Source organism: Zestomonas ipomoeae (assembly GCF_057128665.1).
Genome location: NZ_JBSKHQ010000014.1, coordinates 1 through 22,104, shown reverse-complemented (window position 1 = coordinate 22,104; position 22,104 = coordinate 1). Strand labels below are relative to the sequence as shown.

15 protein-coding genes and 1 pseudogene are annotated in these 22,104 nt (G+C 61.9%); 7 read left to right on the top strand and 9 right to left on the bottom strand.

Annotated elements, in window-relative coordinates:
- Positions 1-8: 8 nt before the first annotated feature.
- Both ACWKV7_RS15525 and ACWKV7_RS15520 read right to left on the bottom strand, forming a co-directional pair.
- Complete coding sequence (locus ACWKV7_RS15525) at positions 9-968, bottom strand: ribonuclease Z (protein WP_483858590.1); 960 nt, start codon at positions 966-968, stop codon at positions 9-11.
- 38 nt (positions 969-1,006) lie between these two features.
- Complete coding sequence (locus ACWKV7_RS15520; RefSeq protein ID WP_483858589.1) at positions 1,007-1,468, bottom strand: hypothetical protein; 462 nt, start codon at positions 1,466-1,468, stop codon at positions 1,007-1,009.
- 153 nt (positions 1,469-1,621) lie between these two features.
- Between ACWKV7_RS15520 and ACWKV7_RS15515 the strand changes: the two genes are divergently transcribed.
- The 6 genes from ACWKV7_RS15515 (at position 1,622) to ehuA (ending at position 6,319) form a co-directional block, all read left to right on the top strand.
- Positions 1,622-2,479 carry a hypothetical protein gene (locus ACWKV7_RS15515; protein WP_483858588.1) on the top strand — a complete coding sequence of 286 codons (858 nt, stop codon included), beginning with the start codon at positions 1,622-1,624 and terminating at the stop codon, positions 2,477-2,479.
- A gap of 31 nt (positions 2,480-2,510) precedes the next feature.
- Positions 2,511-2,918 (top strand): CesT family type III secretion system chaperone, encoded by a 408-nt coding sequence (locus ACWKV7_RS15510; protein WP_483858587.1) that lies wholly within the window; start codon positions 2,511-2,513, stop codon positions 2,916-2,918.
- Positions 2,919-3,261: 343 nt separating this feature from the next.
- Entirely contained in the window at positions 3,262-4,131 is an 870-nt protein-coding gene (gene ehuB / locus ACWKV7_RS15505; protein ID WP_483858586.1) for an ectoine/hydroxyectoine ABC transporter substrate-binding protein EhuB, read from the top strand.
- Positions 4,132-4,200: 69 nt separating this feature from the next.
- A complete protein-coding gene (ehuC, locus tag ACWKV7_RS15500; protein ID WP_483858585.1) occupies positions 4,201-4,851 on the top strand; it encodes an ectoine/hydroxyectoine ABC transporter permease subunit EhuC in 651 nt (216 codons plus the stop codon).
- A complete protein-coding gene (gene ehuD / locus ACWKV7_RS15495; protein WP_483858584.1) occupies positions 4,851-5,543 on the top strand; it encodes an ectoine/hydroxyectoine ABC transporter permease subunit EhuD in 693 nt (230 codons plus the stop codon). The genes ehuC and ehuD overlap by 1 nt, the downstream gene beginning before the upstream one ends.
- Positions 5,540-6,319, top strand: coding sequence for an ectoine/hydroxyectoine ABC transporter ATP-binding protein EhuA (gene ehuA / locus ACWKV7_RS15490; RefSeq protein ID WP_483858583.1), 780 nt, complete (start codon positions 5,540-5,542; stop codon positions 6,317-6,319). Before ehuD ends, ehuA begins: the two co-directional genes overlap by 4 nt.
- A gap of 76 nt (positions 6,320-6,395) precedes the next feature.
- Here ehuA and ACWKV7_RS15485 read toward each other — a convergent pair whose 3' ends face one another.
- The 3 genes from ACWKV7_RS15485 to ACWKV7_RS15475 form a co-directional block, all read right to left on the bottom strand.
- Entirely contained in the window at positions 6,396-9,143 is a 2,748-nt protein-coding gene (locus tag ACWKV7_RS15485; protein ID WP_483858582.1) for an autotransporter outer membrane beta-barrel domain-containing protein, read from the bottom strand.
- A 79-nt stretch (positions 9,144-9,222) separates the two neighbouring features.
- On the bottom strand, positions 9,223-9,825 hold the full coding sequence (locus ACWKV7_RS15480) for a transposase (RefSeq protein ID WP_483858581.1): 603 nt from the start codon (positions 9,823-9,825) through the stop codon (positions 9,223-9,225).
- Positions 9,826-9,855: 30 nt separating this feature from the next.
- On the bottom strand, positions 9,856-10,179 hold the full coding sequence (locus tag ACWKV7_RS15475) for a transposase (RefSeq protein ID WP_483858580.1): 324 nt from the start codon (positions 10,177-10,179) through the stop codon (positions 9,856-9,858).
- 39 nt (positions 10,180-10,218) lie between these two features.
- Here ACWKV7_RS15475 and ACWKV7_RS15470 point away from each other — a divergent pair, with 39 nt between their 5' ends.
- Positions 10,219-11,364: an IS481 family transposase gene (locus ACWKV7_RS15470; protein ID WP_483858579.1), complete on the top strand. Its 1,146-nt coding sequence runs from the start codon at positions 10,219-10,221 to the stop codon at positions 11,362-11,364.
- A gap of 974 nt (positions 11,365-12,338) precedes the next feature.
- On the opposite strand, the gene ACWKV7_RS15465 is transcribed toward ACWKV7_RS15470, so the two are convergent.
- The 4 genes and pseudogenes from ACWKV7_RS15465 to ACWKV7_RS15450 all read right to left on the bottom strand — a co-directional run.
- Positions 12,339-12,662, bottom strand: coding sequence for a hypothetical protein (locus ACWKV7_RS15465; RefSeq protein ID WP_483858578.1), 324 nt, complete (start codon positions 12,660-12,662; stop codon positions 12,339-12,341).
- A 696-nt stretch (positions 12,663-13,358) separates the two neighbouring features.
- A complete protein-coding gene (locus tag ACWKV7_RS15460) occupies positions 13,359-13,922 on the bottom strand; it encodes a hypothetical protein (protein ID WP_483858577.1) in 564 nt (187 codons plus the stop codon).
- The gene (locus ACWKV7_RS15455; RefSeq protein ID WP_483858689.1) at positions 13,919-21,415 is read right to left on the bottom strand and encodes a hemagglutinin repeat-containing protein; all 7,497 of its coding nucleotides are present in this window, start codon (positions 21,413-21,415) and stop codon (positions 13,919-13,921) included. The genes ACWKV7_RS15460 and ACWKV7_RS15455 overlap by 4 nt, the downstream gene beginning before the upstream one ends.
- An 18-nt stretch (positions 21,416-21,433) precedes the next feature.
- Positions 21,434-21,907: pseudogene (locus tag ACWKV7_RS15450) on the bottom strand (hypothetical protein); the annotation flags it as partial.
- Positions 21,908-22,104: the final 197 nt, after the last annotated feature.

The following is a 22,104-nucleotide window of genomic DNA, read 5'->3' as shown; positions in this document are numbered from 1 at the left end:
TTGCGATTTCACCGGTCCGCCCGCGCCAGCTCGCCGGCGCGGCTCAGGCGGTAGCGCGCCAGGTCTTCGGCCAGGAACAGCCGCCCCTGGTAATGCTGCGCCGCTTCCAGCCGAATGTCCTCGATGGAGGGCGAGCGGTCGCTATCGGCCTGGTAGCGCGGGCTGAAGTGGGTGAGAACCAGACTCGGCAGTGCGGCCGCTTGCGCGAACGCGGCGACGGCCGCCGCCGCACTGTGCCCCACATCGCCGACCTTCGCCGCCACGTCCTGCGTGTAGGTCGCTTCGTGTACCAGCACCTGCGCCTGCGCGCAGGCATCGCGCAGCAGCTCGGGACGGTCGTTGTCGCCGCCCACCACCACGCACCGCGGCGGGTGGGGGAAATACAGGTAGTCGCGGCTGCGCAACAGCCGATCCTGATACGTCACGTCGATGCCCTTGTGCAGCTTGCCCCACACCGGCCCGGCCTCGACGCCCTCGGCCGCGAGCTTCGCCGTATCGAGGCTGGGCGCCAGGTTGATCTCGGTAAAGCGGTAGGCGAACGACGGTACGCGATGGGACAGCGGATAGGCCTCGACCTGGAACCGCTCGTTCGCCCACTGCCCCTGGGTTTCCACCGCAATGAATTGCAGCTCGTAGGGCAGGAACAATTGCGTCTGCTCCTGCGTTGCCCGCAACCAGGACTCGATGGCCGCCGGCGCGACCAGCGTCAGCGGCCGCTTGCGCCCCAGCATGGCCGCGCTGGCCAGCAGCCCCGGCAAGCCGTAGCAATGATCGCCGTGCACATGGGTGATGAAGATCGCCTCCAGGTCCATGGGCGACAGCGAGGTCTGCAGCAAGCGGTGCTGGGTGCCCTCGCCGCAGTCCACCAAGTACCAGGCGCCGCCGGATTCCTCCTGCAGGGCCAGGGCCGTGACATTGCGCTGTCGGGTGGGCGTGCCGGAGGAGGTGCCGAGGAAGATCAGGTCCATGCCGTACTACTCCCGAATGGCTACAGGGAAGGAACCGCTCACTGCTCCGCCTTGAGCAGCACGAAGGCTTCGCCGCCCCTGCGGTCGTGGGTGAGGATAAAGCGCTGGTCGCCCAGCGTGATCATCGTCGGGACCGACTCCCCTACCGGCGTGCTGGAAAGCGCCCGCGCCGCCTTCAGCATCCGTATGGTGAGGCCGTCGTCGTTCTGCGACGGCGTGGTCACGGCGCACTCCTTGCCGGCCTTGACCTGCACGCCGAGGCTCTTGTCATCGGTCATGCCCAGCGTCAGAAAGCCCATGTCCTGCATCTGCATGACGCCATGCTCCCTGGCGGCCAGCTCTGCACCGGCAAAGCTCGGCGCCTTGCGCAGGCAGATGTCGCGGAACGCCGCGATGGCCGGGGTTTCCGGCGAATCGGCCGCGTTCGTGCGGTCCACCGGGCTCTGGGTAGTGCAGGCCGATGCCAGGGTAACGGCGGCGAGCAGGCAGGCTCTTTTCATGATCGATCTCCACGACGACAGACAAGGGTGCGGGATTCTGCGCCCTGCGCCGGGCAACTTCCAGCCATCGCGCCGCGCCCGTGCAATCGCCCGGTGGAACCCTTTTCCTCCTGCTGCCACTCACTGGCCACCACAACCCGCTCAGGAGGCGTCATGTTCAGGGCAATCCAGGGGCAGTCCAGGCCCTCCCAGGTGCAAGAAACCGCGGGGCCGGGGGCGGCCAGCCGTTCTCAAGACCCGCAGAGCGCGCTGCATGGCGCGAGTACCACCCCCTGCCCCGGCGTCCTGCAGCAGCCGCAAAGCCATGGCGACCGGCGCATCGATCAGCAGATCGAAAAGCTCAAGCCCCATATTTCCGAAACGCCGCTGAGCGACGGCGCCGCCAGCGCGTTTACCGGCCGAGCCCAGGCACTGGAACGGATGATGAAGGGCGAGGTGCCCAGTTTCGAAAAGATGCGCGAAGGGGTACGGGGCGCGAAGGAGGCCGGCACCTTCTACGCCAACGGCGGCCTGGACTCGGTGAGCGCCAGCGACGTGGCCGAGGTTGGCGGCGCGGCGGCGAAACACGCGCTGGCCAACCTGTCGCCCCTGGAGGCCCTGAGAAAGGCACCGGACGCGCTGGCGAAGACCAGCGATGCGGCGCACACCGTCGCCACCGCATCCGATCACAAGAAGGCCGAACTCAAGGACACCTTCGACCGGGTGGTCGACAGCAAAACCACCCAGGCGGCGTCTTCCGTGGCGACCGGTGTCGTGGTCGGACGCGGGCTCTCAACCGCCGGGCGGGTGGTCGGCGCCATACCGCATCCCGTCCCGAAAGTACTGGGCGGGGTGATGATGGGCGCGGGCTTCGGCTTCCAGATACTGGGGGGCGCCAACGCCGCCTATCAGATGCACGACCTGGGCAGCGAGATCGACAGGATGCGCGGCGGCGACTCCGGTCCGACCCCCGCCTTCGACCTGGCCAAACAGAAGATCGAAGACTTCAACCAGAAGACATCCAGCTCCTGAGCACCACCCACCGACTACAGCGAGAATCGCCGTGATTGATGCCTTGAACCGAGACGTACTGCCGGTCATTGCCCGCCGCTTCAATATCGCCAACCTGCGCCTGGAACCCTTGGGCACCGCCGGCCTCAAGCTGAAGACGGGGCAGGAGCTGTACCTGGAAGTGAACGCCGCCACGGACAGGCTCTATGTGTACACACCGCTGATGCCGCTGCCGAAGCAGGACGAAGCCAAGCTGGCGCTGTATTCGATACTGCTGGAACTCAACTGCGTCGAGAAAGGCACCCACTGGGGCAGCCTGTCCATCAACAGCCAGTTGAATACGGTCATTTTCCAGGTCGCGCTGACCCAGGCAGAGCTCGACGCGGACGTACTGGAGCACGCGCTGACCCACCTCGTCCAGCGCAGCGACCAGCTCAATCGCCGCTTGAAGGCGGCCTGAAGCGACCGCCGGGGCTCGCCTTGCCAGCCCCAGGCGTTCTCCGGCGGATGCCAACCGCTCACCGGCGATGCAGACGCCAGCGGCCTTCCTGCCGCCGCCATGGACTGATTTCGCCTGCCTGGCACGCTCCCGCGCAGCGCGCCGACACCCGGTGCGCCACCCGCTATACGGGCCGGAAAGGACCGCCCTGCTCGCGCCACTCCGCGTCCTGCTCAACCGACCGCCTGCGCAAGTCGTTTGACATCAAAGCATTACTGCCTAAGAATTTCACCCGGCTAATATTATCGCCGCTGAACATGTAAGCGGTATTTTCTGGAGAAAACAGAAGAAAAAGGGGAACAACATGCGGACCATTCATTTCAAATCAAAGCTTATTGCCGGCGCCCTGGGCGTCGCATTCGCCAGCCTGTTTGCCACGGGCGCCAGTGCGATCACCCTGCAGGAGGCCAAGGACAAAGGCTTCGTCAACGTGGCCGTCGCCAACGAGATTCCCTACGGCTTCGTCAACGCCAAGGGCGAGGCGGAAGGCGCCGGGCCGGCCGTCGCCACCGAGGTGCTCAAGCGCATGGGCATCGACGAGGTGCAATGGGTGGTGACCCAGTTCGGCTCGCTGATCCCGGGGCTCAAGGCCGAGCGATTCGACATGGTGGCCGCCGAGATGGCGATCCTTCCGGAGCGCTGCAAGGCAGTGATCTACTCCGAGCCCAACACCAGCTACGGCGAGGGCCTGCTGGTGCAGAAGGGCAACCCCCACGATCTGCACGGCTACAAGCAGTTCGCCGAGGGTGATTTGAAAGTGGCCATCATGGCCGGCGCCGACCAGCTGGAAATGCTGCAGAAGCTGGGCGTGCCCGAGGCGAACATGGTCACCATCAACAGTAATTCCGATGCCATCTCCACCGTTTCCACCGGCCGCGCTGCCGCCTATGCCGGCACCGGCCTGACCGCCAGCCATCTGGCCGAGATGAGCGATGCGGTGGCCCTGGCCGAGCCGTTCGAAGACCCGGTTATCGACGGCAGCGAAGTGCGCAGCTGGGGCGGATTCACCTTCGCCAACAGCTCGGAGGACTTCCGCGATGCCTTCAACGCCGAACTGACCCAGTTCAAGCAGACCGAGGAGTGGAAGAACATCCTGCAGAAGTACGGCTTCACCCCCGCCGATATCCAGGGCTCGTTCGCCAAGACCACCGAGCAGCTGTGTAACGCCGGCTAAGGCAAGCGGCGCCGCCGCACCAGGCGGCGCCCTTCTCAACCCCCGCGTTCGCCTGGAGGTTCACCGCTCATGTGGGACTACCTGCCGCCCCTGCTGGAGGGCGCATGGGTCACCGTGCAACTGACGTTGTGGTCGACCCTGCTGGGTGCGCTCTGCGCCTTCGTTTTCGGCCTGGGCCGGCTGTCCGCCAACCCGTTGCTGAAGTCCGTTTCCGTCTCCTATATCGAGATTTTCCGCGGCACCTCGCTGCTGGTGCAGATGTTCTGGATCTTCTTCGCCCTGCCGCTGCTGGGCGTGCGGCTGTCGCCGGTGACCGCCGGCATTCTCGCCCTGTCGCTGAACATCGGCGCCTATGGCGCCGAAGTCGTGCGCGGCGCGGTGAAGTCGGTGCAGAAGAACCAGCTCGAAGCCGCCAAGGCACTGAATTTCACCGCGCGCCAGACCCTGTGGCGCATCGCCTTGCCACAGGCGCTGCCGGAAATGATGCCGTCGTTCGGCAACCTGGCGGTGCAGAACCTCAAGGACACCGCCCTGGTGTCGCTGATCACCCTCAGCGACCTGGCCTTCCGTGCAGAGAACCTGCGCAACCTCACCCAGGACAGCACCACCATCTACGGCATGACGCTGTTCCTCTATTTCGGCCTCGCCCTGGCCCTCAGCGCCCTGATGAAAGTCCTCGAGCGCTGGGTCGGCCGCTGGCGCAAAATGGGGGCCCGCTGATGCTGTTCGGTTACCACTGGGATACCAGCTCGCCGCTGGCATTCGCCCTCTCCATCTTGCCGATCCTGCTGCGCGGCATGGTCGTCACCCTGCAGGCCGCGGCGCTGGGCTTCGTCATCGCCGCCATTCTCGGCTTGGTCTTCGCGGCATTGCGCGGCGTGCGCTCACGGCTGGTCGCCTGGCCAACCGCGCTGATCGTCGAGTTCTTCCGCGATACGCCGCTGCTGGTGCAGCTGTATTTCCTCTACTTCGTGCTGCCCGAATACGGCCTGTTGCTGCCGGCGTTCCTGACCGGCGCGGTGGCGCTCGGCGTGCAGTACAGCGCCTACCTGTCGGAGGTCTACCGCGCGGGGCTGGAGGCCGTGCCGCGCGGCCAGCGCGAGGCAGCACGGGCGCTGAACCTGCCGCCGGCGCACACCTTCGTCAAGGTGATCCTGCCCCAGGCGCTGCCGCGCATCGTGCCGGCGCTGGGCAACTACCTGATCTCGATCATGAAGGACGTGCCGGTGCTGTCGGTGGTGACCGTGCTGGAGATGCTCAGCGTGGCGAAGATCATCGGCGACCGCACCTTCCAGTACCTGATCCCGCTGACCATGGTCGGCGCGCTCTACCTGCTCCTGACCCTTCTGGCCGCTTACCTGGTACGGACCCTGGACGTCCGCTTGCCTAAACGTGGGATACCGCTGAAATGACAGACACCCTGGTTCGCTTCGAGAACGTGACCAAGCGCTTTGGCGAATACACCGTGCTGGACAACCTCAATTTCGAGGTGAAGCGCGGCGAGAAGGTCACCATCATCGGCCCCTCCGGGTCGGGCAAGTCCACCGTACTACGGGTACTGATGACCCTCGAACCGATCAACGCGGGCGTCGTCTACGTGGACGGCACACCGCTCTGGCACGAGGAAAGGAACGGCACGCTGGTGCCGGCCAGCGAAGCCCACCTGCGCCGGATGCGCAGCAACCTGGGCATGGTGTTCCAGCAGTTCAACCTGTTCCCGCACATGACCGTACGGCGCAACCTCACCGAGGCGCCGGTACGGGTGCTCGGCCTGTCGCGCAAGGAAGCCAACGCGCGTGCCGAGGAACTGCTGGACATGGTCGGGCTGAGCGACCAGGCCGACAAGTTCCCGCCGCAACTCTCCGGCGGCCAGCAACAGCGGGTCGGCATCGCCCGCGCCCTGGCCATGCGCCCGCAGATCATGCTGTTCGACGAACCGACCAGCGCCCTCGACCCGGAACTGGTGGGCGAAGTGCTCAAGGTCATCCAGCGCCTGGCCGAGGAACACGACCTGACCATGCTGCTGGTGACCCACGAAATGGACTTCGCCCGGCGCATCTCCGACCGCGTGTGCTTCTTCGACCAGGGCGCGATCCGCGAAGAAGGCCCGCCGGAGCAGATCTTCACCGAGCCGCAGAACGCCCGCACCAAGGAATTCCTCCATGCGGTGCTGCATCCGGAAGACTGAGGAGCAGACGCCAGTCGCGCCAGGAAGAGCCCAGCCGCATCCTCAAGCGGTGTCTGGCCTTCGCCCGGAGTGTTTCCTAGAAGCGCCAGCGCAGGCTCGCGGCCAGGGCGTTGCTCGCGCTGCCCGAACCGCTCATGCCTTGGTAGCGCAGGTCCAGGCCGATACCCGGAGCGATGGCGTAGTCGGCCTGTAGGTCGCACAGCACGCTGCTTCTCGGCAGACGCGTACCCAGCACCCGGAACGGCTCGCCCTCGTCGAGCCGCAGCTCCAGTTCGGGGCGCAAGTCGCCTTGCAGGGTGCGCAGCGCCAAGCTGCCCTTGAGGATCAGCTCGCGGCCGAACAGCTGCGTCTTCTGCTGCCCCCGGCTGCCCAGGGTCGAGCTGAGCACCTGGGTCGCCTGGCTGGAGGCGCTCAGCGCGGCGCTGCCGCCCTGCTCGCGAAAGCCCTCGACCCGCTGCTCCAGGCTGACCATGCGCGCGAACGGCTCCAGGTAGGCTTGCTGATCGTCGCCCATGCGCCAGGACAACTCACTGAAGCCCTGGGCGATGCCGACGTCGTAGTCGCTCGCCAGACGCTGTGGTCCGTCCACCAGTTGCAGGCTGCGCCGGCCATCCACCTGATGCACGCTGTAGCTGGCGCCTAGGGCGAACCTGAGCTTGCCACCCGGCACAGGCCACTGGTTGCCGGCATAAACGGCGGAACGGTAGCTACCCGCGTCGGCATCGGCACTGCGCGAACTCACGCCCAGTTGCTGATCGCCATAGCCGACCGCCACGCCCATGCGCCAGCCGCCGAAGAGCGGCCAGTCGCTGCCCATAAGGACGCCGTCCTGATCCACCACCACCAGCCCGGCGTTGCCGTCATCACGGGTGCGCTGGTGGCCGGTCTGAACCTGCACCCAGAACGGCAGGGCGCGCTGCGGATCGTCGAGGTTGGCGCCAAGGTTTTCCAGCGGCACCCAGGGCACGCTCAGGTCATCGAGCAGCAGCGCGGTGGCGAAACTGGCGTGGGCATCGCCGGACAGCCGGTCATAGGCCGCCGGGACCTGCTCGATGCTGAGATTGAGCAGGGTCCGTGCAACTTCGTTACTCGGCGGCAGGCTGGCGGCACCCTGGGCGAAGGCACGCTGGTTGGGCGTTTGCGCCAGACTCTCGAAGGTCACGTCATTGCGCAGCAGGGTCAGGAACACCTCGTTGCTGCTGTAGCTGAGGCTGGGGTCGAGAAACGCCAGGTTGCTGGTCACCGCATCGAACTGCCCGAGCAGCGAGCTACCGCTGCTGAGGATGCTGTAGGTGGTGCCCAGCGCATACGCGCCCGGCCCGGCCAGCACCTGCACGGTACCCGCCAGGCTGGCCTGCCCGGTGACGATGAGACGATCGGTATTGCCGGCGGGGTCCACCTCCACCTGATACACCGAGGCGCTGTCGAAGGTGAGGTCGCCATTGATGGTCAACGTGCCGATGGAATTGCCGGGTGCCAGGATGCCCCCGGCATCCACCACGACCGCGCCGACACTGCCCGAGCCGCCGAGAATGGCACCGCTGCCGACCTGCACCGTAGACGCCAGAGCACCGTTGACCCGCAATGTACCGCCGCTGACCAGGGTGAAACCGCCAAAGGTGCTGTTGCCGGAGAGCACCAGGGCCCCGCCGCCGGACTTGATCAGCCCGCCCGTGCTGACGATGCTGCCGGCAAAGCTGGTATCGCTCGCCTGATCCACCGTCAACAGGGCGCCGCCCAGGTCCAGGCTACCGCCGCTGCCGGCCAGCGAAGCCATGGTGAGGTCGAAGTCGTTCAACTCCAGCACCCCGCCGTTGATGGTGTAGGCACCATTGCCGACGAAGGCGCCGCTGGAGCCCTGGAACAACGAGCCCGCCTCCACCCAGGTACCACCGCCGTAGCTGTTGGCGCCATCCAACTGCAGCACCCCGGCGCCCAGCTTGATGAGCGCGCCGGCGCCGCTGAGCGCGGTCGCCAGGGTTACCGTATTGCCATTGGTGTCGAAGCGGCCGCCGGCAGCACCCAGCGGCTGCAGACGGTCGGAAATGTCGTCCGTATTGCCCGGCGCCCACTGCAGCCCGCCGCCGTCCAGGGTGATCAGGCTGAGGTTGCTGCCCAGGCTGTCGGCGCTGGTGAACTTGATCAGCCCGCCCTCGACACGGATGGCGCCGTCGTAGAAATCGCTGCTGTCGCCAGTCAGGCTCAGCGTGCCCGTGCCCACCTTCAGCAATCCGCTGGCACCGCCGCCGTGCAGCGTACCGGCCATCACGGTCGACAGGTTGTTGCTACCCACACTCAGCAGCACCGAGCCCAGGTAAAAGTCCCCCGCCCCCTCGATGGAGCCGGCACTCACCGAACCGCCGCCGAAGAACTCCACGGAGCCGCCGGCATTGGCCACCAGCCGGGCACTGCCCGCCGTGCTGTTGTCGTGGAACTGCGTGGAGCCGCCGTTCTCGTTGACGATGGTCGCGCTGCCCGCACTGCTGTCGCCATGGAACTCGACACTGCCGTCCAACTGGTTCACCAGGGTGGCGCTGCCGGCCGAGCTCTGGTCGTTGAACTCGGTCACCGAGTCATCGATGTTGGTGATGCTGGCCTGCCCGGCGGTGCTCTGGTCGTTGAACTGCACCGTCCCCGCGACATCGTTGGTGATGGTCGCGCTGCCCGCCGTGCTCTGGTCGTTGAAAATCAGCGAACCGCTGGTATTGTCGATCGCCCCGCTGCCGGCGGAATCCGTGCCGGAAAACACCGCGGCCTGCCCGGCCATGCACATCTGCAGCAACAACCCGCCGCACACCAGCCGCACCCGCCACTCGCACCCCATATCGCCCCCTTCGACGCCGAACCGACGCCGGGCAAGGCACAAGACCACCGCCCTCGCGAGCGCCCGAACTAGCTGAAGCCTAGCCACTGGATGGCGGAGTGCCATGTGGTTGAGGTGCCGTTGGGCGAATGAGTTCTTTTGGCAGGCAGAAGGTGACTCCAGGCCAGGCCGAGCCCCTGTGGCTCCAGTGCATTTGCTCAAAACGTGCAGGGTGCGGGCAGCGCAGCGCTGAGGGTTCACCCTGGGCGTTCGCCCGGTAGCTCGACCAGCGATATTCAGCTGGGTGTTCAACCATGCCGGCACGTACAGGATTCATCTCAATGTATCGATAACAGGCCAGCACATAAGCCTCTTCCTGCATGAGGCAAGAGCGGAAACGACCCTCCCACAGCGTACCGCTACGACGGTAAGTACGATTGACATACTGCACATAACGCTGCCCCAACCCCTTCATCATGAGCCCTGCACTATCAGGACCTTCGGGCGTGACCAATAAATGAACATGATTGGTCATCAGACACCATGCATGGATCGCACATCCATGCTTCTTTGCTTGCTCCACCAATACATCCAGATAAAAAAGATAATCCTCACCCGCGTAAAAACAGGCTGAACGATTATTTCCTCTCTGAATCAGATGGAGTGAAACTCCTGGCAATGAAATGCGCGCCCGACGTGGCATAAAGACCTCCTTCCATAGAGCCCACAATCCCTAGATCAATAAACGTGGTCTGTCCCCTATTGCTTTTTCAATGTATCGATAACAGGCCAGCACATAAGCCTCTTCCTGCATGAGGCAAGAGCGGAAACGACCTTCCCAAAGCGTACCGCTACGGCGGTAAGTACGATTGACATACTGCACATAACGCTGCCCCAACCCCTTCATCATGAGCCCTGCACTATCAGGGCCTTCGGGCGTGACCAATAAATGAACATGATTGGTCATCAGGCACCATGCATGGATCGCACATACATGCTTCTTTGCTTGCTCCACCTGTACGGACCGGAGACATAGGTGACAGGTGTGCGGAGACATGGTTGACACATTCGGCAGTGACTTGCCGAGCCGACGACCATGCCCTGGAACACAAAAGACGCCATGAGCCTACGAGAAGAGTTTGTCCAGTTAGCCCAGCAAGAGGGAGCTAACCGCCGCGAGCTATGCCGACGCTTTGGTATCAGCCCGCAAACCGCCTACAAATGGCTGGCCCGGCATGAGCAGCAGGGACGCGCTGGCTTGGCCGACCGTTCCAAACGTCCGAAGACCAGTCCGTGCCTCACGCCTATCGGGCTGGAATCGCTCGTTGTAGAGCTGCGTCTGAGCCATCCGTACTGGGGAGGGCGCAAGCTGAGCCGGCGCCTGCAAGACCTGGGATATCCAGCCCTCGCCCCCAGCACTGTCACCAGTATCCTGCATCGCCATGGGCTGATCGATTCCCTGGCCTCGCAAGCGGCCACTCCCTGGAAGCGCTTCGAGCACGCCGCCCCCAACGACCTCTGGCAAATGGACTTCAAGGGGCATTTCCAGACCACCGAAGGGCCCTGCCATCCGCTGACCGTGCTGGATGACCACTCGCGCTTCAACTTGGGCCTCCACGCCTGCGCCTGCCAACGCCACGACACTGTGCAGGACCATCTGATCCAGATTTTCGAGCGCTACGGCTTGCCAGTGCGTATCAATACTGACAACGGCGCGCCCTGGGGCGCCCCGAGCCAGCCTGGGCAACTGACCGAACTCGCCATCTGGCTGATTCGGTTGGGTATACGCCTGAGCTTCAGCCGGCCCTACCATCCACAGACAAACGGCAAGGATGAACGTTTCCATCGCTCGCTTAAGGCCGAAGTTCTCAATGGCCGCAGTTTTCATAGCCTGCGCCAGGCCCAGGATGCCTTCGACCGCTGGCGCGAGATATACAACCACCAGCGGCCACACGAAGCCCTAGGCATGGCCACTCCTGCAACGCGCTACCGGATCAGTCCGCGGGCCTACCCCGCGCAGTTGTCCGAGGTGGAGTACGGACCGGACGATACGGTGGTGACAGCCAAGGCGCTGGGAATGATCCGTTTCAGAGGGTGCAGCTACAAACTGTCCAGTTCGCTACGCGGTCAGCAGGTGGCCATCCGCCCCGACAGCGATACCGACGGTGTGTACGGCGTGTATTTTCTTCATCACCGGCTGATGCAGATCGACCTGCGTGAAGCGGTCCTAAACGATGCATAATCCGTCAACCATGTCTCCGCACATGTGTCCACCATGTCTCCGGTCCGTACATCCACCAATACATCCAGATAAAAAAGATAATCCTCACCGGCGTAAAAACAGGCTGAACGATTATTTCCTCTCTGAATCAGATGGAGTGAAATTCCTGGCAATGAAATGCGCGCCCGACGTGGCATAAAGACCTCCTTCCATAGAGCCCACAATCCTAGATAAATAAACGTGGTCTGCCCCTATTGCCTTGCTCTTTTTGGTCAGGACCGGATCAGGACACTATTGTCTTTTCTTACTTTTTCTCTTTGAGTTCACCTTATGATTATTCTTCGCAACATTTTCATAACTAAAACCCAGCCCCCCCCGCCCATAGCCAAGTAACAATCAAGAGCCTCCTGACCTTCACTCTCGCACTCAAACTCTATATAGGATGGAACGTTGAACTGGTCTCCCCCTCCACCCTCCACCCTCCAACAACCTCACATAAAATTCTAGCACCTGAATAATCTGGGAGTTCTCAACAAGAACTTTCATTTCATCGACATATTCACACTCAATAAAGACCCTTCCCCCGACAGTTCGAACATGGTGAGCGTTCCCTGTCCCTAGATATCCCTCCTGCGCCTCTCCTTTATCCACTGCGTTAAGTCGGTCAATCCATGTTTGCGCGGAAGACGGACAGCCAACATCGTCAGAGAACCAAGCTGTCACCTCCCTTACACCAGGGCCCTGCTTAGGAACTGCACGAACGTCTTCACCTAGATCACTAGCGGAGATCCCAAACTGCTGAGCCACCTGCAATCTGACTAAATACAGTTTTCCCGATTCCATAGACTAACTACTTACCTTGATATACAGGCCAAGAACAATTGGAGGAACAATTGGGGACAGACCACGATTACACTCAAAGAAAACGTGGTCTATCCCCTATTGTTCTTGACGCTAGGCCGGCTAATGGGCGCCCCCTTTTTTCACCCTATTTTTCAAAAAACTTCATGCCTGAGCAAATGAAAGAGGCCGTCTTTCCTAACGATCCGCTCTATAGAGGATGAACGCGCTGTTTCATTTATGTAGAGCAAGACGGGAAAGCTCGGATAATCCTGCTCAACCGGCTCACCATCAAACGGATCAAGATTTAATTTGATAACATAGTGCTCCGCATCACTATACCCCCATAAATAGTAAATACCGCCTTGATAGGTGCTTTCTTTTTCCTCAAAGGAAATCCTAAGGATTTCTTCCACGCGATCCTTCGCCTGAAGAAGGCTTAACCCAGTCACACCATATAGATCGTACGCAATAGTCATTTAGGCAGAACCACGCTTGGAGCTCGACCTGCAGCTGTTGCCGCAGAGTCATAAATCATGAAATTGACTTCACGCCCGGCCCGCTTGCTTAACTGACTTGCCAAATCTCTCAGACCAAGAGCTTGAATAATAGGGGACAGACCACGATTACACTCAAAGAAAACGTGGTCTGTCCCCTATTGTTTCATGCTCAAGGAGCAACAGCCATTTGATGCAAAGCGCTGTTTCGCCTGAGCGGCGAGTAAGGTGACAGCAGGTCAGCCGGCAAGGGGACTGGATGCGAGCCAAGTGGTCTGAGTGGAGGCCTGCTGTCACCGCCTGAGGGTTGTTGTATCCGGGTCGTCTGCCGGGTGAGCCAGTTGGGGATTGGACACGCGATGCGTGAGCCACAGGTCTGTGATGATGCCCGGACACTACGGCGGCACCAACGTTTCTCTGGGGCGGATCACCGCCAGGGCGGCAGGCAGTAGAACCAGCCTTGCCGCTTGATCCATATGGGTGACAGGCACGACTCGGTCGTAGCCAGGAATGAGGAAACGGACTCGACCGGATCAACCGATCAGGTTTGGAAACGGAGAACCCCCTGCCGAAAATCAACGGCAGGGCATGCATGGTTTCGGCCTTGACGAAGGTCCGGCTAATGGGTGTCCCCTATTATTTCCTAGGACGGGACACCCCATTGTCCCTACTTGGCTATCACATATAGACAACCTTGCTGACAAGCTTGAAATCCACTTCTTCCGGTTTTGTCACAGCGAAATTATCAACTGCATTCGTAAGGCCATGCGAAACAACAAATGAATGATTACCCTCGCAATAAAATCTCAAGCCAACCTCATTGGGCAAGTAGTCTTTTGCCAGCCCATCCACCCCCCTTAAATACAACTCTATCTGAGTGACCTTTCTACCAATAAACTCCTTCCAAAAATTAAAACCAAACTCTGCGACATCAATTGCTAAGTATTGATCATCCTTTTCTATAACCTCCGCACGATCATGGTCGCCCTCAATCCTTAAGCAAACTGATACCAACTCATCAGAACTGGTTAAGCCAACAACCCTGCCGGAGCTAAAATATATTAAAAGCGGTCCAAAGGCGTAGTGTGAGAATGCATATTCAGCAGACTCAGCTGAACAAAGGTTAGGCTCGCCATCCTCAGGCATCACCAGCCTAACTATCCGCATAATTGACTCCTCTTTGATTGACATCAAGAGATCCGCACAGCTAGACGGAACCCTATACTCCTCATCCGAGATCATAAGTTCCTCCTCGCCGCCTCAATTAATCGATCTATTGTTTTTAGATTGCTCGCTGACGGCACTTTCCCTGGCGTTACCTTGACCGGATCAGCGATAACAACTCTACCATCTCTTGCGATAAGAAACTGCAAGTCATCAACACTCACCTTTTTGCTTAGCAGAATATTTTTTATATTTGTCAGATCATTAATGCTTCTCTGGTTTAGCAACTCACTCTCACCAACTATTCTTGGCCCCTTCCCAGGAATAGTTTTCACGACATCCTTTGAGCCTTGAGCAAACCGATCCATTAATAGAGCAGGTTCGCCATCAACCTTAATCATCTTTGCATTAACGGTGGGCAATCCGAGCTCATCCAGCTTCTTCAGGGCTTCTAACTCCTTGGTTAAACTGTCCGCACTTTTTCCGGGTTTAACTAGCGCAACAACTTTATCCTTTCCATATGCAAATACTTTTTTAAACCCGCCTTCCCCTAAAGGCTCAGCGAGCTGACTACGCGATATACTTGGCGCTCTGCTAAGCAGAGCCTTACCCACCAGTCCTCCCGAAACAGCCGCAGATATGCCAGCGGCAATCAGCATGGCCTTTTCTGCGTCTAAACCATACTTCTCTTCAAGATGTTGCGCATAGGCAGCATTAGATACAGCACCCTCTGCCTCTATCTGCTGCATAAGCAGTGCAGACATATCTGCCTTCATCTGCCAAGGAATGTCTTCCTTAAAAGACGAGTCAATCACCCGCCTAACCAGCAAGCTGCCGGAAACTATATCACCATATTTTTCTTGACAAACTGCCGGACTGCTAGCGCACTCAACAATCAATTTGTCCTGCTGTTGCAGGCTGAGCTCACGGAACGCTTTAATAACTTGGTCACAGCTATTATCGAACTTGCACTCTTTAGCACGCCCTACGAATTTCTGAATCTGAGTGGGGGTCAGATAGTTATTCCCCGTCTCGATCTGTGCCGCATTCGCCGCTACCGCTGCATCACCTCCAGCCGCAGCCGTGATACCAGCTACCAGATTGCCGATCAGGTTCAAACGCGTCTGCTTTTCTTCATCGGTCATGCCCGATGCGTCCAGGCCACTCAGGCTATTCAGCAGGTTATTGAGCACGACGCTCGCACTACCGCCCAGCGCACCTGAACTGCAACTCTGATTCTGCGCAGCCGCCCCTGCGCAACCCACTACGGCATGTAGCGCTACGCGTGCGGCCTCGGAGTCAAGGCTGTCGGCGACATGCTTGACCTGCTCTACGGCCAACGCTTGCAGGTAATTGACAGCGGCGCTTTGCAGAAACTGGGAGCTACCGCCCGTGACGTTGCCACCTGCCGCACCACTTAGGGCCATCATCAGGGTGCGGCCGGTACCGCCGACTTCCCACGTCTGGTTTTCCGCAATCGCCCGTTTCAACTGGTCGATTCTCTGCGGATCGCGCTCCTGCTCCGGCCTAGCCATTTCCGCAGCCAATTCCCTCTTGGCGTTCGTCGACTCCTGCGCTCGCTCGGCCAGGAAGGTACCAACGTTCTGCACGAACTGGCGGGTAATCGCAAAACCTGCTTCGATCTCCTCTCGATCGAAAACCTTGCCGAGGGTGTTGCTGCCATCCTTGTCGCTGGACACATCACGATTGACCCCTGCAACCGCTTCGTCTGCGCTTTCGCCTGTCAGCTGCCGTTGCCTGGCCTCGTCGGTGATGGTGATCTGGCCGCCGCTGATGCCGCTCTGGGTTCTGCTGCTGTCTTTATCGCTGGCACTGAGCGCTATCGGTGTACCGGCGGTAACGCCAGGCTCGTGCAGCGGCTTACCATCCGCGCCCTTGATGACGTTGCCTTGCTTGTCATAAGCGTTGCCGCTGTAGCCCCCGCTCAGGCTTAAGCTGGTGGCCTTGTACTCGGCCTCATTCTTGATGTCGGAGTGGGTCAGCGTGCCGGTGGTCAGGCTGTTCTTGCCGTCCGCCACGGCTTTATCGGTGCTGGCGATGACCGCGCCCTTGAGGTCGGTATTGCCTTTCACATCGATCTGAAAGCCACCGTCGCCGGCCTTGATGCCGGTCTGTTCGGTCACGCTGGCATAGCGGCTGTCGATTTTCTGCTGGCTAAAGGCGGCGTTGGCGCTGCTTGATGCGCCATAGCAGAACGGCGGGATGCATAGACTGACACCAACGCTGGCGTCTTGCTGTTTGGATTTGTAGTTGTCGATGTCTTGCTGGCTGGCCAGATTGAGGTCACCGCCAACCTGGGCTTTCACTTGGTTGGCACTGACTACCGCGCCTTTGAGAGTGGTGTCCTCACCACTGATCAGGTTGACGGTGTCGCCCGCACGCACGGCAGCGTTGCTGTGAGTAACGCTCTCACCCTCGCTGTAGCCTTTGCCTTTGTTCGCAGCCAAATCGAGAGTAAAGCCGTTCTGCGACCCCAAGCCGAAACCAACGCCCACACTCCAGCCGCTATTGGCATTCTTGCCATGCAACTGTGCGGTGTTTTGGGCCGAGAGCAGGTTGATGTCGCCACCAGCCTTGAGATTGACGTCATGGGCCGCATCAATCTGGCTGCCGACCACGTTCAGGTTGCTGTTCTTGCCATCACCAACCGCACTGATATTGACGTCGCCGCCGGCAGCGATGGTGCTGGCCACCACGTTCTGCCCGGACTGGGAGCTACTGCTGCTGCCCTTGCTGTTGCTAAGGTTGACGCTGATCTTGATGCCGGTGAGGTTACCGCTCCCCATGGCCTGCGCGGCTTCGTAGCCCCGCTGAGCATCCATGGCAGTATTGACCGCCGCTAGGGTCTTGAGGCGCGAATCCTCGGTCTTGCCCGCCGCGTCGCTCATCTGTTGGATGTTGCGCACAGCATCCACCAGCGGGACGCTGACGGTGCCGCCCACCGCGGTGCGATTAGAGCTTTGCTTTTGGGTGGCGCTGAGTTTGTCGTAGCCGGCTTCGATGTCGACCTGTTTAGCGATGATGCTGACGTCACCGTTCGGCGCTATTACGTGGCTGGCGACCTGGCGGTAGCGCTCGCCGGCCGTTAGCTCGACATCTCCTCCCAGGGAAGCAATCTGGCTGGCCGTTTGGGTGACGCTGCTGTTTGTGTTGTTTTCTTTGAGGCTGGCGACACCTGTGGCGCCCTGATACCAGTTGCCAATCTCACCGGTGTTCTTGGTTTTGGAGCTAGCGCTCGACGTGTTACGGGTTTCGCCGCTGACGACACTCAAGTGACGAGCGGCATCGATGCGAATAGCGCCGTCAGCCACCAAGGTGCTGCCGCGAATGCTGGTATCGCGACCACTGTCGATATCGATGGTGCCGCCACTCAGGGTGCTGCCCACTTCCTGCACCGAGCTTTGCTGCCCACCTTTGGCTTTGTTCTCCAAGGTGAACGAACCATTGGTGGCGAGGGAGTCGGTCAGGTGCCAGTTGAGCTTGTTGGACTTGCTGGCTTGACTGGACTGCTGGCTCTGCTGCGCCGTGCTGATGGCGATATCGCGCCCGGCATCCAGAAGAATGCCTTTTTCGGCATGGACCGCCGCGGCACGCAGCGTAATGTCGTTATCGGCCAACAACTCGACACTTTTGCCATCCAGGCTGGTGCTAGTCAGGCTGGTGTGTTCGCTGCTCTTGGTGCTGGCTTTGCTGGAAAACAACTTATTCTTGGATTTTCCGCTGGCTTGGCTGGCGGTGTTTTCCGCCGCGTCCAACAAAAGGTTCTGGCCAGCGTACAGAGTGATCGCCTCTGCGCTGCTCAACTGCGCGCCACGGGCAACGAGGTCGTTATTGGCCACCAGGGTCAGGTCGGAACCGGACTGAATGGATGTCGATACGGCTTGGCTGCTGGACGTCTCGGAGAGCGCGGATTTTTTGCTGCTAAACAGGCCCCCGCTTTTCTTTTTGGTGTAGGAGGAGCTCTGGTCGATGTTCTCCGCCGCCAACAAGCCGATGTCGTTCCCTGCGTAAAGGTAAGCCTCTCCACCGGCTTTCAGTTTGCTGGCGACCAGGGCCATGTCGCCCTCGGCGCTCATCAGCAAGTCGCCACCTGTTTCGATCTCCACGCCCTGCTGGCGAGCGGCCGTGCTTTCTTTACGAACCGTCTTGCTGCTGCTTCCGCCGAACGATCTTTTCTTCTTTTGGGATTTCTCGTAGTAGCTGTAATCCTGGTCCGCCTCAGCCAGTAGGCTTACATCGTTCCCCGCGTAGAGCTGGGCGTCCCCACCCGCCTTCAGGCGGCTCGCGCTCACCGTCAGGTCGTTGTCGGCGCTGATCAGCAGATCGCCGCCGGCTTCGATTTCGGACGCCTGCTGGCGAACGGTCAGGTTTTCCTTGTTGATGGTTTTACGGCTGCCGCGCTTGTAGCGGTACTCGCTATCGCTTTCGTTGGCAGCCGATGCGATGGTCACGTCGCCGGCGGCGGTCAGGGCAATGTCGCCCCCCGCCTTGACCTTGCTGGCGACGACGGTCAGGTCCTGGCCCGCTTCGACCGCCAGATCCCCACCCACCTGCACATCGCTGCCGTACTGGGTGACGGTCGAGTTGTTCCAGTAGTGGCGCTTGTCCTTGCGCATCAGACCGTCTTCGGCCTGGGCGGCGCCGAGCACCACGTCGCCGCCGGCGCTGAGATCGGCGTTGCCACCGGCGCTGAGGGCGCCGCCGATGTTGCGCAGGTCGCCGCCGGCGGACATCTCCAGCTTGTCGGCCGCTTCGAAGCGCGCCGCCTTGTCCACCACGCTGGTGGTCTGGCTGTAGCCTTTGCCGCTGCGCTGATCCTGGGTGATGGTGCGCTCGTTGCTGATGTCGCCGGTGAGGGCGATGGCGCTGACGTTGCGGCCGTTGATGATGCCGCCCTGGGCGTTGCGAATGCTGTCCATGGCCAGCAGCGAGACGCGCTCGCCGGCTTGCACCAGGCCCTTGTTCTCGATGTTCTGGGCAGTGAGGTCGAGGTTGCGACTGGCGCGCAGGGTACCGCTGCTCTTCAGCTCGCCGCCGCTGATCAGGGCCAGGTCCTGGCCCTGGATCAGCGCGCCGTTGGGCGCTAGGCGGTCATTGGCCTGGGCCAGGTAGAGCACTGGTACCAGCACCTTCTGGCCGAGCACTTCGCGCTCCTCCATCCACACGATGTCGTGGGTCAGTGCCGCCACCTGTTCTGCGGTCAGGCGGATGCCGACCGAGAGGCTCAGCGCTTCCTTGCTGGCGATGGCGTTGTCCATCAGGTAGCGGAACATCGCTTCGTCCGAGGCCAGGCCATCGAGGAAGCGCTTGCCGGTGCGCGCGACCACTGCCTGCTGGATCAGCCGCTGCTCGTAGAGGCCGTCGCCCAGGCGTTTCCAGCTGGCTTCGCTGTCGTAGCCGAGCTTGTCCAGCAGGTAACTGCTGTTGAGGAATTGCTTGAGGTTGGTCAGCGCCGGGTCGGTCACCACCAGGTAGGGGTGGCCGGGGTCGGTGGCGAGGTGGAACAGGCCGTACTGCCCCTGGGGCAGGGTGAAGCCCGGCAGGTCCAGCGGGTCGACGGCCTGCTGGCGGGTGTCGGCCGGCAACTGGGCGTTGAGCGTCACCAGCAGCGGCTGGCCGCTACCGTTGACCTGGGTGGACTGGGTCTTGTCGGCGCCCGCCTGGGGCGCCTGGTTGTCCAGCACCGAGGCGTTGCTGATCGACTGGCTGGCCTGGATGCTGACATTGCCGCCGGCCTGGATGATGGCCGGGGCGCCGCTGCCGGTGCTGTTCTGGGTCTCGATATCGCTGACCAGGGCCCACTGGTAGTAGGCGCTGGGCAGGGTCTTGGGCAGCGCCTGGGCGTTATAGGGGTAGACATAGGCATCGCGGAAGCGCTCGTCGGTGCCGTCGGTCACGCGCCCGGTGTTGAAGCGCCGCACCCTCTGGCTGGTGCCGGTGGCGGCGCCGGTGTTTTCCAGGGTGGTGGCGGTGATGTCGATATCGCCACTGGCGCTCAAGGTGCTGAAGCGGTTGACCACCGCGCCGGCCCGCACGTCCAGGTCACCGCCGCTGTGCAGGCGCGCGGCGGGCGAGTCCTTGTCCGGGTCGACGACGATGTTGAACGACTCGGTGGCAACGTAGTCGACGTTGTGGTGATCGCCGCTGCAGTCGTAGCAGACCACGCTGACACTGCCGGCGGTCTGGGTCTTCTTGGTGGCGAACTGTTCCTTGCGGTTGATCAGGCTGGTGGCGCGCAGGCTCATGTCGCCGGCGGACTCGATGCCGCCCGAACGGTTTTCGATCAGGCTGGCGAAGCTGCCGGCCTGGTCCTTGGCCACGCTCAGCCAGCCCAGGCTGTAGAGGTCGCCATAGAGATTGGTGAGGCTGTCGGTCAGCAGTTGCATGTTGCTGCCGCTGAACAGCAGGCCGCGCTCGTTATGAATCGTCGCAGCCTCGACATCCACCACGCCGCTGGCACCCAGGGTGCCCTGGGTGGTCAGGCTCGCGGCCTTGATCGCCAAGTCACCCGATGCGGTCAGGGTACCGGCGTTGCTCAGCGCGCCGGTTGTGTTGATCTGGCCATTACCGCCGCTGCGCACCTCGGCACCGGCGTCCATCCGCGCGCTGTCGGCGGTGAAGGTCAGGGCGGACTGGCTGAGCAGTTTGCCGGCGCCGCTGTAGGCGCCGGTCAGGGTCAGGTTCAGTGCGCCGTCGGTCTCGAGGCTGCCGTCGTTGTGCCAGGTGTCGCCGGTGGCGACGATGCTCTCGGCGGAGAGCAGTTTGCCGCTGGCGGTCTGGGTGAAATTGCGCACATCGAGGGTGATCTTCTGCGCTTGCAGCTCGCTGCTGTTGAACCAGTCAGCGACGTTCAGCTGCAGCACGCCGTTGGTGAAGAAGCGCCCGCCGGCGTTGCCGACGTCGGCCAGCGCCAGGTTGAAACCCTGGTCGCCGACATGGCGCACGCTGCCGGCCTGGTTGCTCAGGCCCTGGCTGGTCAGGCTGAAGGTGCCGTTGCCGATTTCCACCAGGCCGTTGTCGTTGTCGAACTGGCCGGCGATGGTGAAGCTGCTCTGGCTGCCGGCCGCGCCGCTCAGGGCGCGCAGTTTGCCGCTGGCGTTGCTGACGCTGCCCGCTTGCAGGTCGAGGGTGGTGGTGGATTCGACCAGGCCGCGGGTATTGGTCAGTGCGCCGTCGATATCGAGGGTGATGCGCTCGGCGCCGACGATGCCGTCGCTGTTGTCCAGGCCGGCGGCCGTGACGGCCAGGCCGGTCTTGGCGGTGAGGCGGCCGCGCTGGTTGTCGAGCTGGCCGGCGACCAGGGTCTGTGCGGCCTGGGTGGCGACCAGGTCGCCGTCGGCGTTGTTCAGCTGCTGGGTCGCGGTGAGGTCGATTGCATCGGCCTGGATGCGGCCCTGGCGGTTGTCGGTGGTGGCGCTGGTGACAGTCAGCGCGCCGCCGTTGGCGATGAGCTGGCCCTCCTGATTGTCCAGCGTGTCGACGTTAAGGGTGAGCGCGCCGTTGCCGGCAGTGACCTGGCCTTGGCGGTTGTCCAGCGTCTCGGCCGTCACCTTGAGGTTGCCGGTGTCCGCGTGCACGGTGCCGTTCTGGTTGAGTACTTGCTTGGCCTGGAGCGTCAGGCCGCCGGCCTTGCTCAGGACAAGGCCGTCGGCGCTGTTGTCCAGGGTTTCGTCGAGGGCGATGTCGAGGGTCTGGTTGCTGGCCAGGGTGCCGGCCTGGTTGTTCAGCTCGCCGCCGCGCAGGGTCAGGGCCTGCTGGCCGATCAGGGTGCCGCCGGCGTTGTTCAGGGTCTGCGCCTTGAGGCTGGCGTTGCCGGCGCTGACCAGGGTGCTGCCGGCGTTGTCGAGGGTCTGCAGGTCGGTGCTCAGGCGGCCGTGGGCGACCACCTGGCCGCGGTTGCTGAGGGTGCCACCGTTCAGTTCGAGGGTGCTGGCGGCGTTCAGGCTGCCATCGGCCTGGATGCCGGCTTCGAGCACGCCGGCGTTGTCCAGTTGGTTGGCATTGACCTTGAGATCGCCGCCGCTGGCCAGGCTTTGCGTCACCGCCACGCGCTCGGCGTGCAGCTCGGCGTTACGCCCGGCATAGGTCTTCTCGCCCAGTTCGATGGTCTCGGCCTTGAGGGCGATGTCCCGGCTGGCCGCGGTCTGCGCCAGGCTCAGCTGGCCGTTGGCGTCGATCTGGATGTCCCCGGCGCTGGCGGCGAGGTCGCCGGCCAGTTTCACGCCGACGCCGGCTTCGG